A 13560-nucleotide genomic window follows, 5' to 3' on the forward strand; every position below is an offset into this window, starting at 1 on the left:
CCGGGGGAACGCCATGCCGATCGTCAGGGCCGATCGCCTCACGCGCATCAGCGCCGCGCTGCTCCGGGCCGCCGGCGCGTCCGAGGAAGAGGCCGACGCGGTCGCCACCGGCTGCGTCAACGCCAATCTCGCCGGCCACGATTCCCACGGCGTGATTGCGGTTCCCACCTATATCGACCGCATCAAGGCTGGCCACATCGTTCCCGGCGCGCGATGGACCATCGTCCAGGAATCGCCGACCACGACCGTCATCGATGGAAATTGGGGCTTCGGCTTCCACGTCAACGCCAAGGCGATGGCGCTGACGATCGAGAAGGCGAAGTCGGCGAATGTCGCCGCCTGCACCGTGTTCCGGCAGAGCCATGTCGGCCGCCTCGCCGCCTATCCGCTGATGGCGATGCGCGAGGGCATGATTGGGATCGCGACGGCCGACTCCGGCCGCTCGCCGAAGCACGTCGCGCCATTCGGCGGCAAGGAGGCGCGGCTCGGCACCAATCCAATCTCGATCGCGGTGCCGTCCGATCTTGCGGCGCCGTTCTATCTGGACATGGCGACCTCCGCGGTTGCGGCCGGTAAGATCCAGCTCGCGGTCGCGCGCGGCGAGGAGATCCCCACGGGATGGATCATCGATGCGGAGGGGCGGCACACCACCGACCCCACGCAATATCGCAAGGGCGGCGCGCTGCTGCCGCTCGGCGGCACCGAGGGCTACAAAGGCAGCGGCCTTGCCGCGATGGTCGAGGTGCTCTGCGGCCTGCTCACCGGTCTCGGTTTTGGTGTCGAGCCGACGGGGCGGCACAATGACGGATGCTTCATGGCGGTGTTCAACGTCGCTGCGTTCCGCCCCTTAGCGAGGTTCAAGCGCGAGGTCGCTGAATTCGCGCAATACCTGAAATCGACGCCGCCCTCCGAGGGCAGCCAGGGCGTCTACTATCCGGGCGAGATCGAGGACATCCGCGAGCAGCAGCGCCTGCGCGAGGGCATCGAGGTCGAGGACGCCACCTGGGATAAAATGCGCGCCCTGGCGCGCGAGTACCGGCTCGACACGGTGCTGGATCTGGCCTGAGCGAATTTGGAGAACAGCAGCATGAATCGGCAGATGGTCCTGGTCGGCTTCCTTCAGGCACAAAACTGCACGAATTTGCCGAGCTCCTGGCGCCACCCCGACTCCCGCGATGATTCCATGTCGGCGGACTATTACCAGGAGATCGCCAGGATCCTCGAAGCCGGCAAGTTCCACATGGCGTTCTTCGACGATCGCCTCGCGATGCCGGACCGCTACGGCAACGACCACGCCCACACCGTCGAATACGGCATCCGCTGCGTGAAGATGGATCCGCTGATCGTGCTGACCACGATGGGCATGGTCACCGACAGGCTGGGCCTCGGCGCGACCTGCTCGACCACTTACTACGCGCCATTCGACGTCGCGCGCCGCTTTGCAACGCTGGATCTGATGTCCGGCGGGCGCGCCGGCTGGAACGTCGTTACCTCGCTCAATGACGGGGAAGCCCTCAACATGGGGCGCGATTCCCACCCCGAACATGATTCCCGCTACGACAAGGCCGACGAGTTCATGGAGGTCGTGCTCGGCCATTGGGACACCTGGGAAGACGGCGCGATCATCATGGACAAGAAGACCGGCCGCTTTGCTGATCCGAGCAAGGTGAAGCGGCTCGATCACAACGGGCCGGCCTTCAAATCGCGCGGCCCGTTCACTGTGCCGCGCTCGCAGCAGGGCCACCCCGTCATCATCCAGGCCGGCGCGTCCGGCCGCGGCCAGCGCTTTGCGGGGCGATGGGGCGAGGTGATCTTCACCGCCGCGCGCAACCTCGCCGCCGCGAAGGACGGCTATGCCGCCGTACGCAACGAGGCTGCGAAAGCCGGGCGCGATCCCGACCAGATGTTCCTCTGCAATCTGACGACGCCGGTCTGCGCCGCGACCAAGGCCGAGGCCGAGGACAAGATGGCGCTGATCGACAAGCTGCCGCTCCAGATCGACGCGCTGTCGCTACTTGCCGAAGCGCTCAATTACGATTTCGCCTCCAAGGATCTCGACGAGCCGCTGACGACGGAGGACTTGAAGAGCATGCAGGGCATTCTCGGCATCCGCGACGGCGTGCTGAAGAATTCAGGCAAGAGCAATCCGAGCGCGCGCGACTTCGTCACCTTCTCCGGTCGCGGCCAGGTGCAGGACGCCATCGTCGGCGGCCCGAAGGAGATCGCGGATAGACTGGAGGAGATGTTCGTCGAGCGCGGCTGCGACGGTTTTGTCATCGCCGCGACCTATGTGCCCGGCTCCTACGCCGATTTCGTGCAGCATATCGTGCCGGAATTGCAGCGGCGCGGCCTGTTCCAGAAGGAGTATCGCGGCAAGACGCTGCGGGAGAATCTCGGCTTGAGGCGGCCTTCCGCCGGCGCCTGGAAGGTGCAGCCGCGCGATGCCGCGGAATAACGGCGAGGACCGGATATGCGCTGGCTGAAATTCACCGCCTCCGGCAGAACCTCCTGGGGCCTTGTCGAAGGCGACCAGGTGATCGCGGTCGACGGCGATCCCTTTGGCGAATGGCAGCGCAGCTCGCGCGTGCATCCGCTGTCGCAGGTCAAAATCGAGCTGCCGCTGATTCCGCGCACCTTCTACTGCGTCGGGCTGAACTATCTGAAGCACCTGAAGGAAGCCGCCGATAAACGCGGCGAGGTGCCGGCCGTGCCTGACCGGCCCGAGATCGGCTATCGCGCGCAGAACGCGCTGATTGCGCATGACGAGGACGTCGTCATCCCGTCCTTCGCGAGCGAGAAGGTCCACTACGAGGGCGAGCTTGTCGTCGTCATCGGCAAGAAGGTGAAGCATCTCACCGAACAGAACGCGATGGATTGCGTGTTCGGCTACACCATCGGCAACGACGTCAGCGAGCGCTCCTGGCAGAAGGCCGACCGCAGCCTGTGGCGCGCGAAGAACGCCGACACGTTCAAGCCAATGGGCCCATGGATCGAGACCGAGGCCGATCTCGCGAAGATGGAAACGGTCGTTCGGGTCAATGGCCAGGAGACCAACCGCTTCGCGACCCGCGACATGATCTTCGGCGTGGTGCCGTTCCTGGTCGAGCTGACGAAGTATTTTACGCTGTGGCCCGGCGATGTGATCTGGATGGGCACGGATGGCGCGTCGCCCGATATCAAGCACGGCGATGTCGTCGAGATCGAGATCACCGGCATCGGCGTATTGCGCAATCGGTTTGTGCGGGAGGGACGGTAGATCAGCCTGTGGCCGCCGAGCGGCCCTTCACATGGTCGATGAAGGCCCGCAATTTCGGCATGATCTGCCGATGACCGGGATAATAGAGGAACACACCCGGTGTCATCGGCGAAAATCGCTCCAGCACATGGACGAGCTTTCCCGCCGTGACGGCGGCGGTGGCGAGCGGCGCAGGCACCTGCGCAAGACCCACGCCTTCGATGGCGGCTCCGAGCATCGTGGGAAAGTCGTTGGCGATGAAAGGTCCCGAAACGACGATCTCGATGGAACGGCCGTTGTCGTCGAGCGACCATGATGCAAGCGCGCCGTTTGATCGCCGCAATCGTAAACATGCATGCTCGCGCAGATCGTCCGCGCGCTCGGGCCGGCCGCGGCGGGCGAGGTAAGCCGGGCTGCCGACGATGATGAGAGGCAACGGCTTGGTCAGGCGCACCGCGACCATATCGGGAGCGATGAACTGGCCCAGCCTGATGCCCGCATCGAAACCTTCGGCTGCGAGGTCGACCAGCTCCTCGCTTGCGGCAAGCTCCACCTCGATCTCGGGAAACGCCTGGCAGAACGAGGCGACCAGCGGCTCCAGCAGGATCGGCACGACCGAGCGCGGCACAGTCAGACGCAGGAGCCCGGCCGGTCGCTGCCCGAGCTCACGCGCGGCCCCGCTTGCCGCAATGAGCTCCTCGAAGGCAGGCCTTGCACGCGCGAGGAACCTTTCGCCGGCCTCGGTCAGACCGACGCTGCGCGTGGTGCGGATGAAGAGCGCGGCGCCGATGCGCGCCTCCAGAGCACGCACCGCCTGACTGATGGCCGACGGCGTGACCCCGAGCTCGGCGGCCGCCCGGCGGAAGCTGCGGTGCTGGGCGACGCTCAGGAACGCCTCGACGCCGTCGAGCGCGCCCTGCCTGACTGTGAAGTTCTGCTTCATAGCCCATCAACATTATCGCGAATAGTGCCGCGCGGAAAGCGGACTTACATCCGAATTGCTGACGAGCCGTATCGCCGTGAGCGCCGGCACCAGCGACATCACGGCGACCGCCGTGACTGGAGACATGAAGCCGATGAAGACAATCCACAACCTCGTGTTGGCGCTCGCCCTCACACTGACAGGTGCAACTCTCATGGTCGATTCAGCCCAAGCCCAAACACAAGCACCAGCCACCTCGCCGATAACCGGGGTCATGGTCATCCTGACCGTCAAGGCGGGCATCACCCGCGAACAGGTGATGGCTGTCATGCCCGATGAAGTCAGGCAGACCGTTCAGCTCTACCTCAACGGGATGGTTCGAGAATGGTATTCGCGGTCCGACGGACGCGGCGCCGTCTTCCTGCTGAACGTCAAGGACGCCGCCGAGGGGCACGCGATCATGGACGGCCTGCCGCTCGCCAAGCAGGAGCTTGTGGACCACGAATACATCGCGGTCGGCCCGCTGATGCCGCTCCGTCTGCTCATGACGAAGCCCTGAGCGGCCTACCAAATAATCGCAAGGGAATCTGAACGTGCCACCTGACTTCAACCTGCCGTTCGTGCTCAGCGTCGCCGGCGCCTTCCTGACAAGCGGGGTGGTGGCCACCATCTACGTCTGGCCGGCACTCCGCACCATGCCGCGCTTTGACGCCTTGAGGCTTCTCGCAGCCTTCAACGCGTTCAGGTTCCTGGGCATGAACTTCATGGTCACCGGGTTCGTCTCATCGGAGCTGAGCCCGGATTTCGCCGGCCAGGTCGGCTGGGGCGATCTCATCGCCGCCACCCTCGCGCTTGTTTCGATGGCGGCACTCTCCTGGCGATGGTCGATCGCCGTTCCGATGGTCTGGATATTCAACGTCTGGGGCACGCTTGATCTTCTGAACGCCTACTACATGGGCGCGACGAAAATCCAGACTCCCGGCCTCTTCGGTGCCGGCATTTACATTCCGGCACTTTATGTGCCGCTGCTGCTCGTCAGCCACGTTCTCGTCTTCATGATTCTGCTGAGGGCTGGATCCGACGCAAAAACGGCGTGACACGATCAACGGTGCGAGGGTGGGCAAAGGCGCTCTTGCGCCGTGCCCACCAGCTTTCCGCCACCGTGAACGAATGGTGGTTTGCCCTACGGTACCGTGCCAGCGTCATCAGAACGGCAGCGCAACGCCGGTCTTGATCTCCTTCAGCACCACGTTGCTGCGGACGTAGCGGATGCCGGGGATGCGGAACATGAACTCGTCGAGGAAACGGTTGTAGGCCGCCATGTCCTGCACGACGACACGCAAATGATAGTCGGCATCGCCCGTGGTCGCAAAACACTCCAGCACCTCGCGACGTTTCGTGAGGCGGGCCACAAATTCGTCGACGAATTTGGCGTCGTGCCGCTCCAATGAGACGTGGAGGATGGCCGACATCGCAAAGCCCGCCTGCTCGCGCGCGACCAGTGCCGCATAACCCTGGATGACACCGCTCTCCTCCAGCGCCCGCACCCGGCGCCAGCAGGCCGAGGTCGACATGCCGACCTCATCGGCCAGCTGCTGGTTGGTGGCGCGGCCATCCTTCTGAAGATGGGCGAGTATTCGCGTGTCCTGTTCTTCGATCATGAGGGCCCCTCAGATCGGCAACATCTACCAAATTTGACTGCCTGACGCAAAATTTTACCGGATTCGGCATCAATTCGGGGAAAATAGGTAAGACCTACCACCCGCCCGGGCCTAACCTTCGCTGATCGGCAGGGATGCCGCGCGAGGTCCGCCATGGACACCATTCCGTCACTCGACACCTATGAGCTCTCCGATCGTTACGACCGCGAGGAGGGCCGCGTCTTCCTCACGGGCACGCAGGCCATCGTCCGCATCGCGCTCGACCAGATCAGGCGCGACCGCGCGGCGGGGTTGAACACCGCGGGCTTCATCTCCGGCTATCGCGGCTCGCCGCTCGGCGGCATCGATCTCGAGCTTTGGCGCATCCAGGAACGACTGAAGCGCGACACAATCGAATTCCTCCCCGCCGTGAACGAGGACCTCGCCGCAACCGCGGTGCTCGGCTCGCAGCAGGTCGAGACGCAAGCCGACCGCGAGGTCGATGGCGTGTTCGGGCTCTGGTACGGCAAGGGTCCCGGCGTCGATCGGTCCGGCGATGCGCTCAAGCACGGCAACGCCTACGGCTCCTCGCCACATGGCGGCGTGCTGGTGGTGGCCGGCGACGACCATGGCTGCGTCTCGTCGTCGATGCCGCACCAATCCGACGTCGCCTTCATGAGCTGGTTCATGCCGACGCTGCATCCGGCCAGCGTTGGCGAATACCTCGAATTCGGCGAATATGGCTACGCGCTGAGCCGCTTCTCCGGCATGTGGGTCGGCTTCAAGGCGATCTCGGAGATCGTGGAATCAGGCGCCTCCGTCTTGCTGCGCCCGCCGCGCCTCGTCCACACGCCCGACTTCACGCCGCCGCCGGGCGGCCTGCACTATCGCTGGCCCGATCTGCCGGGCCCGCAGATCGAGGAACGGCTGGAAGCGAAGAAGCACGCCGTCTACGCCTTTGCCAAGGCCAATCCGATCGATCGCCATATCTACGACATTCCCAATGCCAGCTACGGCATCGTCACCACGGGCAAGGCGCATCTCGATCTGATGGAGGCGCTGCGGCTGATGGGGCTCGATGAGGCGGCCTGCCGCAGCATCGGCATTGACATCTACAAGGTCGGCATGGTCTGGCCGCTGGCGCTGCATGACGCGATGGAGTTCGTGAAAGGCAAGCGCGAAATCCTCGTGGTCGAGGAAAAGCGCGGCATCATCGAGAGCCAGTTCAAGGAATATTTCTACGACTATCCGGGCAGCAAGCCCGAGCGCATGGTCGGCAAGCACGACGAGCGTGGGGCGCGGCTGATCTCCTGGATCGGCGAGTTGTCGCCGCGCGCGCTGGCCGGCGTGCTCGCGCGCCGGCTCGATCCGATGTTTCCCGGGCTCAATCTCGCCGCGCGGGCCGCCGCCTTGATGCCGGAGGCCGCGCGCACGATCAACGTCGCCGGCGCCACGCGCACGCCGTATTTCTGCTCGGGATGTCCGCACAACATTTCGACCAAGGTCCCCGAAGGCTCGAAGGCGCTGGCCGGCATCGGCTGCCATTTCATGGCGAGCTGGATGGACCGCGAGACCTCGTCGCTGATTCAGATGGGCGGCGAAGGCGTGAACTGGGCGGCATCGTCGCGATTTACCGGCAACAAGCACGTCTTCCAGAATCTCGGCGAAGGCACCTATTATCACTCGGGCTCGATGGCGATCCGCCAGGCGATCGCGGCCAAGGCAAACATCACCTACAAGATCCTGTTCAATGACGCCGTGGCGATGACCGGCGGCCAGCCGGTCGATGGCCCCGTCAGCGTGCACGCCATCGCGCACAGCGTCCGCGCCGAGGGCGTCGCCCGCATCGCGCTGGTCTCGGACTATCCCACGCAGTTTGCTCCGGCAGACCTGCCCGGCGGGGTCACCATCCATCCGCGCGAGGAGATGGACGCGGTCCAGCGCGAACTGCGCGAAATCCCGGGAGTCTCGGTCCTGATCTACCAGCAGACCTGCGCCACCGAGAAGCGGCGGCGCCGCAAGCGCGGGCAGCTCGCCGACCCCAAGCGCTTTGCCTACATCAACGACCTCGTCTGCGAGGGCTGCGGTGATTGCTCGGTCGAGTCCAATTGCCTCAGCGTCGAGCCAAAGGACACGCCGTTCGGCCGCAAGCGCCGGATCAACCTGTCGGCCTGCAACAAGGATTTCTCCTGCCTCAACGGCTTCTGCCCGAGCTTTGTGACCGTCGAAGGCGCGATGCGGCGGAAGAAGAGCGCAAGCGAGATCGATGCAGTCGGCCATGCCGCCACGCTTCCCCTGCCCGCGCCTGCCACGCTCGACCGGCCCTACGATCTGCTCGTGACCGGCGTCGGCGGTACCGGTGTGATCACGGTCGGCGCGCTGATCGGCATGGCCGCGCATCTGGAACGAGGCGGCGTCTCGGTGCTCGACTTCACCGGCTTTGCGCAAAAATTCGGTCCGGTGTTGAGCTATGTCCGGCTTGCCGCGACACCGGATGCGCTGCATCAGGTTCGCATCGACCAGGGCGCGGCCGATGCGCTGATCGGCTGCGACCTCGTCGTCAGCTCCTCGCCCAAGGCGTCCGGCACCTATCGCCGCGGTACCCGCGCGGTGGTCAACATCGCGGAGATGCCGACCGGCGACGTCGTTCGTTTCCGCGACGCTGATCTGGCTTCGCCTGCCCGCCTGCGCGCAATCGGTCATGTCATTGGCGAGAACAATCTCGACACCGTCAATGCCAATGCGCTGGCCGAACGGCTGCTCGGCGACACCGTCTACGCCAACATCATCATGCTCGGCTTTGCCTGGCAGCACGGGCTGGTGCCGGTCTCGCTATCCGCGCTGCTGCGCGCGATCGAGCTCAACGGCGTCGCGGTCGAGCGCAATAGGCAGGCCTTTGCCTGGGGTCGCATCGCCGCCGCCGATCCGGACTTCTTGCCGCAGACGAGCGCGACGCCGCAAGCCGAGACGCTGGACCAGATCATCGATCGTCGCGCCGATTTCCTCGCCGACTATCAGGACGGGACCTATGCGGCGCACTATCGGACAATCGTCGCAAAGGTCCGCAACGCCGAAGCGTCCCTGAATAGCACGGCGCTGACCAAGGCGGTTGCCCGCGCCCTGTTCAAGCTGATGGCCTACAAGGATGAGTACGAGGTCGCGCGCCTGCATATGCAGAGCGGCTTCCTCGACGAGTTGAAGCGCGAGTTCGAGGACGGTTTTAGCGTCCAGTATCACCTCGCTCCGCCGTTCCTGTCCTCCAAGCACGACGCCCGCGGGCGTCCGCGCAAGCGCGCCTTCGGCCAGTGGATCCAGACGCCGCTCGCCGTGCTGGCGCGGTTGAAGCGGTTGCGCGGAACGCTGTTCGATCCGTTCGGCTACACCGCCGAGCGGCGCACGGAGCGCGAGCTGATCGGCTGGTATGAAGACCTGATCGAACGCATGCTCGGCAGTCTCGATGCAGCGCGCCTGTCCGACCTCGTGGTGATCGCAAAAGCGCCGATGGAGATCCGTGGCTACGGCCCGGTGAAGGACGCAGCGATCGCGAAAGTGAGGCCGGAGGTCGAGCGGCTCGCTGCGAATTTGACGACATCGGCAACGCAAAAGATGCGCGCCCAAGGTTGACAAGGGAGATGGTGGGCACGGCGCTTTGCACCTTTGCCTACCCCACGGCACTGATGGCCGCATCTCACGCATAGGGATTGACCAGCTTCTGCTGCTCGGCGCTGTGGTGCACGAGCAGGTCGATGAAGGTCCTGACTTTCGCCGACAGATGATGCCGGTGCGGATAGACCGCGTTCATCGACAGCTCGACCGGCCGATATTCCGGCAGCAGCCGGACGAGCCGGCCGGAATCGAGATCGTCCTGGACGAGAAACCCCGCCATCAGGCAGACGGCAGCCCCCTCCAGCGCCACCCTGCGCAGCGCTTCTCCGCTGTTGGTGACGAAGCGGCCCGAGATGCGCACTGAAGCCGGCGCGCCCTTGCGATCGAAGAAGCGCCACTCGTCGCCGAACGGATAGTTCAGGTGACGGGCGCAATTGTGCGCGGTGAGCTCGTCGAGCCGCTGCACCCGGCCGTGCTTGTCGAGATAGTCGTGGGAGCAGCACAGGACGTGACGCCAGGTGGCAAGGCTCCGCACGATCAGGCTTGAATCCGGCGGCGGGGTCATACGCACGGCGACGTCGTAGCCTTCCTCGATGAGATCGACGTCGGCCTCGCCCATGCGCAGATCGATCTTGAGCTCCGGATAGCTCGACAGCAGCTTCGCGACCACGGGCGCAACGAACGGCACCATGTGGGTGGCAACGTGGATGCGCAGCGTGCCGCGCGGCACCGATTGCAATTCGCTCGCAATGTCGTCGGCCTGCTCGATATCGGCGAGGATCTGGACACAGCGGTCGTAATAGGCCTTGCCGATCTCGGTGAGGTTGACCTTGCGCGTGGTGCGGTGAAGCAGCCTCACACCGAGCCGGTCTTCCAGGGCCTGAACGTGATTGCTCACCATCGTGGTCGACATGTTGAGCTTACGGGCGGCTGCGGAGAAGCCGCCGGTCTCGACCACCCGGCTGAACACTTCGAGGCTCGTCAATCGATCCATGGCCGCCGATTATCCCGTTTCGATCGATAATCGGAAGGAATTCACTCCGATTATCTTGGACACACGCTCTCATCCCGCTCGCAGCTTCGTTCGTGGCCGCACAGCAATCCCTCTGGGCGGTCGCCGGCCTGCTTCGATAGCCAGGACCCGGGGATTATCCACGTCTGATGGATAATCCTTCCAGAATTTCGCAGATTATCTTCAAAGCCGGTAGGAACGATAGTCTCACGTAGTCGATAGGAGACTGCCATGTCCGAGATGCCCCGCACGGATAATTTCAAGCAAGCGACTGAAATCGTTCAGGATTACGCGAAGACGCCGGCGGCTGCTCCGGCCCGTAACATGGTCCGGCGCGCGGCATTGGCTGTCGCGCTCCTCGCAGGCACGGCGACGATTGCCTATTACGGCCACGACTACTGGACCAACGGCCGCTACCTCGAATCCACCGACGACGCCTATGTGAAGGCCGACTCCACGATCATCGCGCCGAAGGTCTCCGGCTACATCGCCAAGGTGCTGGTCGGCGACAATGAGCGGGTCAAGGCCGGCCAATTGCTGGCGAAAATCGACGACCGCGACTTCAAGGCGGCGCTGAATCAGGCGAGAGCCGACGTCGCCGCCGGCGAAGCCTCCGTGCGCAACATCGATGCGCAGCTCGAACTCCAGCAGCCGATCATCGACCAGAGCACCGCCGATGTCGCCGCCGCCGACGCCAATCTGAGATTCGCGCAGGAGGAGCGCGCACGCTACGACGACCTGATGAAGTCGGGCTCCGGCACGATCCAGCGCGCACAGCAGACCGATGCGGCGCTGCGCGCCAGCAACGCGCAATTGCAGCATGCCAAATCAGGTCTCGTCGCCGCGCAGCGCAAGGTCGACGTCCTCACCACCCAGCGCGCCCAGGCCGCCGCGCAGCTCGACCGCGCCCGCGCGGTCGCGGAGCAGGCCGCATTGAATCTGTCCTATACCGAGATCACCGCGCCGGTCGACGGTACCGTCGGGGCGCGAAGCTTGCGCGTCGGCCAGTTTGTGCAGGCCGGCACGCAATTGATGGCGGTGGTGCCGCTCGATGCGGTCTATGTGGTCGCGAACTTCAAGGAGACGCAGCTCACGCATGTGCGCCCCGGCCAGCCGGTCGAGCTCCGCGTCGACAGCTTCCGCAGCCAGACCCTGCACGGGCATGTCGACAGCCTGTCGCCGGCGAGCGGTCTCGAATTCGCGCTGCTGCCGCCTGATAACGCCACCGGCAATTTCACCAAGATCGTGCAGCGCGTTCCCGTGAAGATCGTGCTTGACGACCACCGCCTGACCGGACTGCTCCGGCCCGGCATGTCGGCGGTGCCGACCGTCGATACGAAGCAGACGGTGCTGGCCGAACGCGACACGGCCAAGCGCCTCGCCGAGAACGCGCCCCGCCCGAACGGCAGCTGAGGTCGGTTGACCGGCAGGATTATCAATTCCTGCCGGACGATGCTTCCTCAACTTCCTCGATGATCGAAACCCATCGCCTGATGCATCCTGTCTCCATACCCGAGACGAGGCTTCCATGAGCACGCTCCACCCCGCTCTCAACACCGCTTCCGCCACCAGCATCCGCACTCCGGCCGCACCTGCCGCGCCGGTCATTTCCGCCAAAACCTGGATCGCGGTGATCGGCGCCACGCTCGGCGCCTTCATGGCGGTGCTGAACATCCAGATCGTCAACGCTTCGCTGGCCGACATCCAGGGCGCGATCGGCGCCGGCATCGACGACGGCGGCTGGATCTCGACCTCCTATCTGATCGCCGAGATCGTGGTGATCCCGCTGTCGGGATGGCTTGCGCAAGTATTCTCGATCCGGATCTACCTGCTCACCAACGCGGTCCTGTTCCTGGCCCTGTCGGCGGCTTGCGCCCTGGCGCAGGACCTGCCGCAGATGATCGTGCTGCGCGCGGTGCAGGGCTTTACCGGCGGCGTGCTGATCCCAATGGCGTTCACGCTGATCATCACGCTGCTGCCGCGCGCAAAACAACCCGTGGGACTTGCCATGTTCGCGCTGTCGGCGACGTTCGCCCCCGCGATCGGCCCGACCATCGGCGGCTATCTCACCGAGAATTTCGGCTGGCAGTACATCTTCTACGTCAACCTCGTGCCCGGCGCGATCATGGTCGGCATGCTCTGGTACGCGCTCGAGGCCAAGCCCATGAAGCTGGCGCTGCTCCGCGAGGGCGACTGGGCCGGCATCGTGACCATGGCAATCGGCCTGTCCGCGCTTCAGACCGTACTGGAGGAAGGCAACAAGGACGACTGGTTCGGCTCGCCCTTCATCGTCAAGCTCAGCGTGATCGCGGCCGTGGCGCTGACCGCTTTCCTGATCATCGAGCTGACGGTGAAGAAGCCGCTGCTCAATCTGCGCCTGCTGGCTCGCCGCAATTTCGGCTTCGGCATGCTGGCGAACTTTCTGCTCGGCATCGCGCTCTACGGCTCGGTGTTCATCCTGCCGCAATATCTGTCGCGCATCCAGGGCTACAACGCCGAGCAGATCGGCATGGTGCTGGCCTGGACCGGATTGCCGCAGCTCCTCCTGATTCCACTGGTGCCGCGTCTGATGCAGAAGTTCGACGCGCGCATCATCATCGGCATCGGCTTCGTGCTGTTCGCCGCGTCGAACTTCATGAACATCTATATGACCAACGACTATGCGGCCGACCAGTTGTTGTGGCCTAATGTCGTTCGTGCCATCGGCCAGGCACTGGTGATGGCGCCGCTGTCGGCGGTGGCGACTGCAGGCATCGAGGCGGAGAACGCCGGCTCGGCCTCCGGCCTGTTCAACATGATGCGCAATCTCGGCGGCGCCGTCGGCATCGCACTGCTCCAGACCGTGTTGACCAAACGCGAGCAATATCACTCCAACGTGCTGATGCAGTCGGTCTCGGTGTTCGAGCAGGCGACGCGGACGCGGCTGGAGCAGCTCACGCAGTATTTCATCAATCACGGCGTGCTCGACCATGCGGACGCCGCGCATCGCGCCTATGTCGCGATCGGCCATACCGTGCAGAAGCAGGCCTATATCCTCGCCTTCAGCGACACCTTCTATCTGCTCGGCATGGCGCTGATCGTCGCGCTGGCCGCCGTCCTGTTCCTGAAGAGGGCCGGCCAGACCTCGGCCGGCGGAGCCCACTGA

The 13560-nt window shown here is 64.5% G+C and carries 11 protein-coding genes; 8 read left to right on the forward strand and 3 right to left on the reverse strand.

All coding sequences use genetic code 11. The annotated features are described in order from the left end of the window. The first annotated feature begins 13 nt into the window (after positions 1-13). From AC5V87_RS35600 to AC5V87_RS35610, 3 genes are read left to right on the forward strand one after another with little or no spacing between them, the layout of a single operon-like run. Entirely contained in the window at positions 14-1066 is a 1053-nt protein-coding gene (locus AC5V87_RS35600; protein ID WP_456842484.1) for an Ldh family oxidoreductase, read from the forward strand. A gap of 21 nt (positions 1067-1087) precedes the next feature. After that, the gene (locus AC5V87_RS35605) at positions 1088-2455 is read left to right on the forward strand and encodes an LLM class flavin-dependent oxidoreductase (protein WP_456842483.1); all 1368 of its coding nucleotides are present in this window, start codon (positions 1088-1090) and stop codon (positions 2453-2455) included. 15 nt (positions 2456-2470) lie between these two features. After that, positions 2471-3256, forward strand: coding sequence for a fumarylacetoacetate hydrolase family protein (locus AC5V87_RS35610; RefSeq protein WP_456842482.1), 786 nt, complete (start codon positions 2471-2473; stop codon positions 3254-3256). A gap of 1 nt (position 3257) precedes the next feature. Here the strand turns inward: AC5V87_RS35610 and AC5V87_RS35615 are convergent, their stop codons facing one another. Continuing rightward, positions 3258-4178, reverse strand: coding sequence for a LysR family transcriptional regulator (locus tag AC5V87_RS35615; protein WP_495369257.1), 921 nt, complete (start codon positions 4176-4178; stop codon positions 3258-3260). Positions 4179-4254: 76 nt separating this feature from the next. Here AC5V87_RS35615 and AC5V87_RS35620 point away from each other — a divergent pair, with 76 nt between their 5' ends. Both AC5V87_RS35620 and AC5V87_RS35625 read left to right on the forward strand, forming a co-directional pair. Beyond that, positions 4255-4716: a hypothetical protein gene (locus AC5V87_RS35620; RefSeq protein WP_495369258.1), complete on the forward strand. Its 462-nt coding sequence runs from the start codon at positions 4255-4257 to the stop codon at positions 4714-4716. Between the two features lie 100 nt (positions 4717-4816). After that, the gene (locus tag AC5V87_RS35625; RefSeq protein ID WP_495369259.1) at positions 4817-5254 is read left to right on the forward strand and encodes a DUF8737 domain-containing protein; all 438 of its coding nucleotides are present in this window, start codon (positions 4817-4819) and stop codon (positions 5252-5254) included. Positions 5255-5362: 108 nt separating this feature from the next. On the opposite strand, the gene AC5V87_RS35630 is transcribed toward AC5V87_RS35625, so the two are convergent. Then, on the reverse strand, positions 5363-5818 hold the full coding sequence (locus tag AC5V87_RS35630; RefSeq protein WP_495369260.1) for an Lrp/AsnC family transcriptional regulator: 456 nt from the start codon (positions 5816-5818) through the stop codon (positions 5363-5365). A 153-nt stretch (positions 5819-5971) separates the two neighbouring features. Between AC5V87_RS35630 and AC5V87_RS35635 the strand changes: the two genes are divergently transcribed. Further along, complete coding sequence (locus AC5V87_RS35635; protein WP_495369261.1) at positions 5972-9421, forward strand: indolepyruvate ferredoxin oxidoreductase family protein; 3450 nt, start codon at positions 5972-5974, stop codon at positions 9419-9421. A 64-nt stretch (positions 9422-9485) separates the two neighbouring features. Here AC5V87_RS35635 and AC5V87_RS35640 read toward each other — a convergent pair whose 3' ends face one another. After that, positions 9486-10397, reverse strand: a complete 912-nt coding sequence (locus AC5V87_RS35640) for a LysR family transcriptional regulator (RefSeq protein ID WP_456842476.1) — start codon at positions 10395-10397, stop codon at positions 9486-9488. Between the two features lie 249 nt (positions 10398-10646). Here AC5V87_RS35640 and AC5V87_RS35645 point away from each other — a divergent pair, with 249 nt between their 5' ends. Both AC5V87_RS35645 and AC5V87_RS35650 read left to right on the forward strand, forming a co-directional pair. Next, complete coding sequence (locus tag AC5V87_RS35645) at positions 10647-11828, forward strand: HlyD family secretion protein (RefSeq protein ID WP_456842475.1); 1182 nt, start codon at positions 10647-10649, stop codon at positions 11826-11828. Between the two features lie 115 nt (positions 11829-11943). After that, positions 11944-13560: an MDR family MFS transporter gene (locus AC5V87_RS35650; protein WP_495369262.1), complete on the forward strand. Its 1617-nt coding sequence runs from the start codon at positions 11944-11946 to the stop codon at positions 13558-13560.

Source organism: Bradyrhizobium sp. SOJA106 (genome assembly GCF_059448745.1).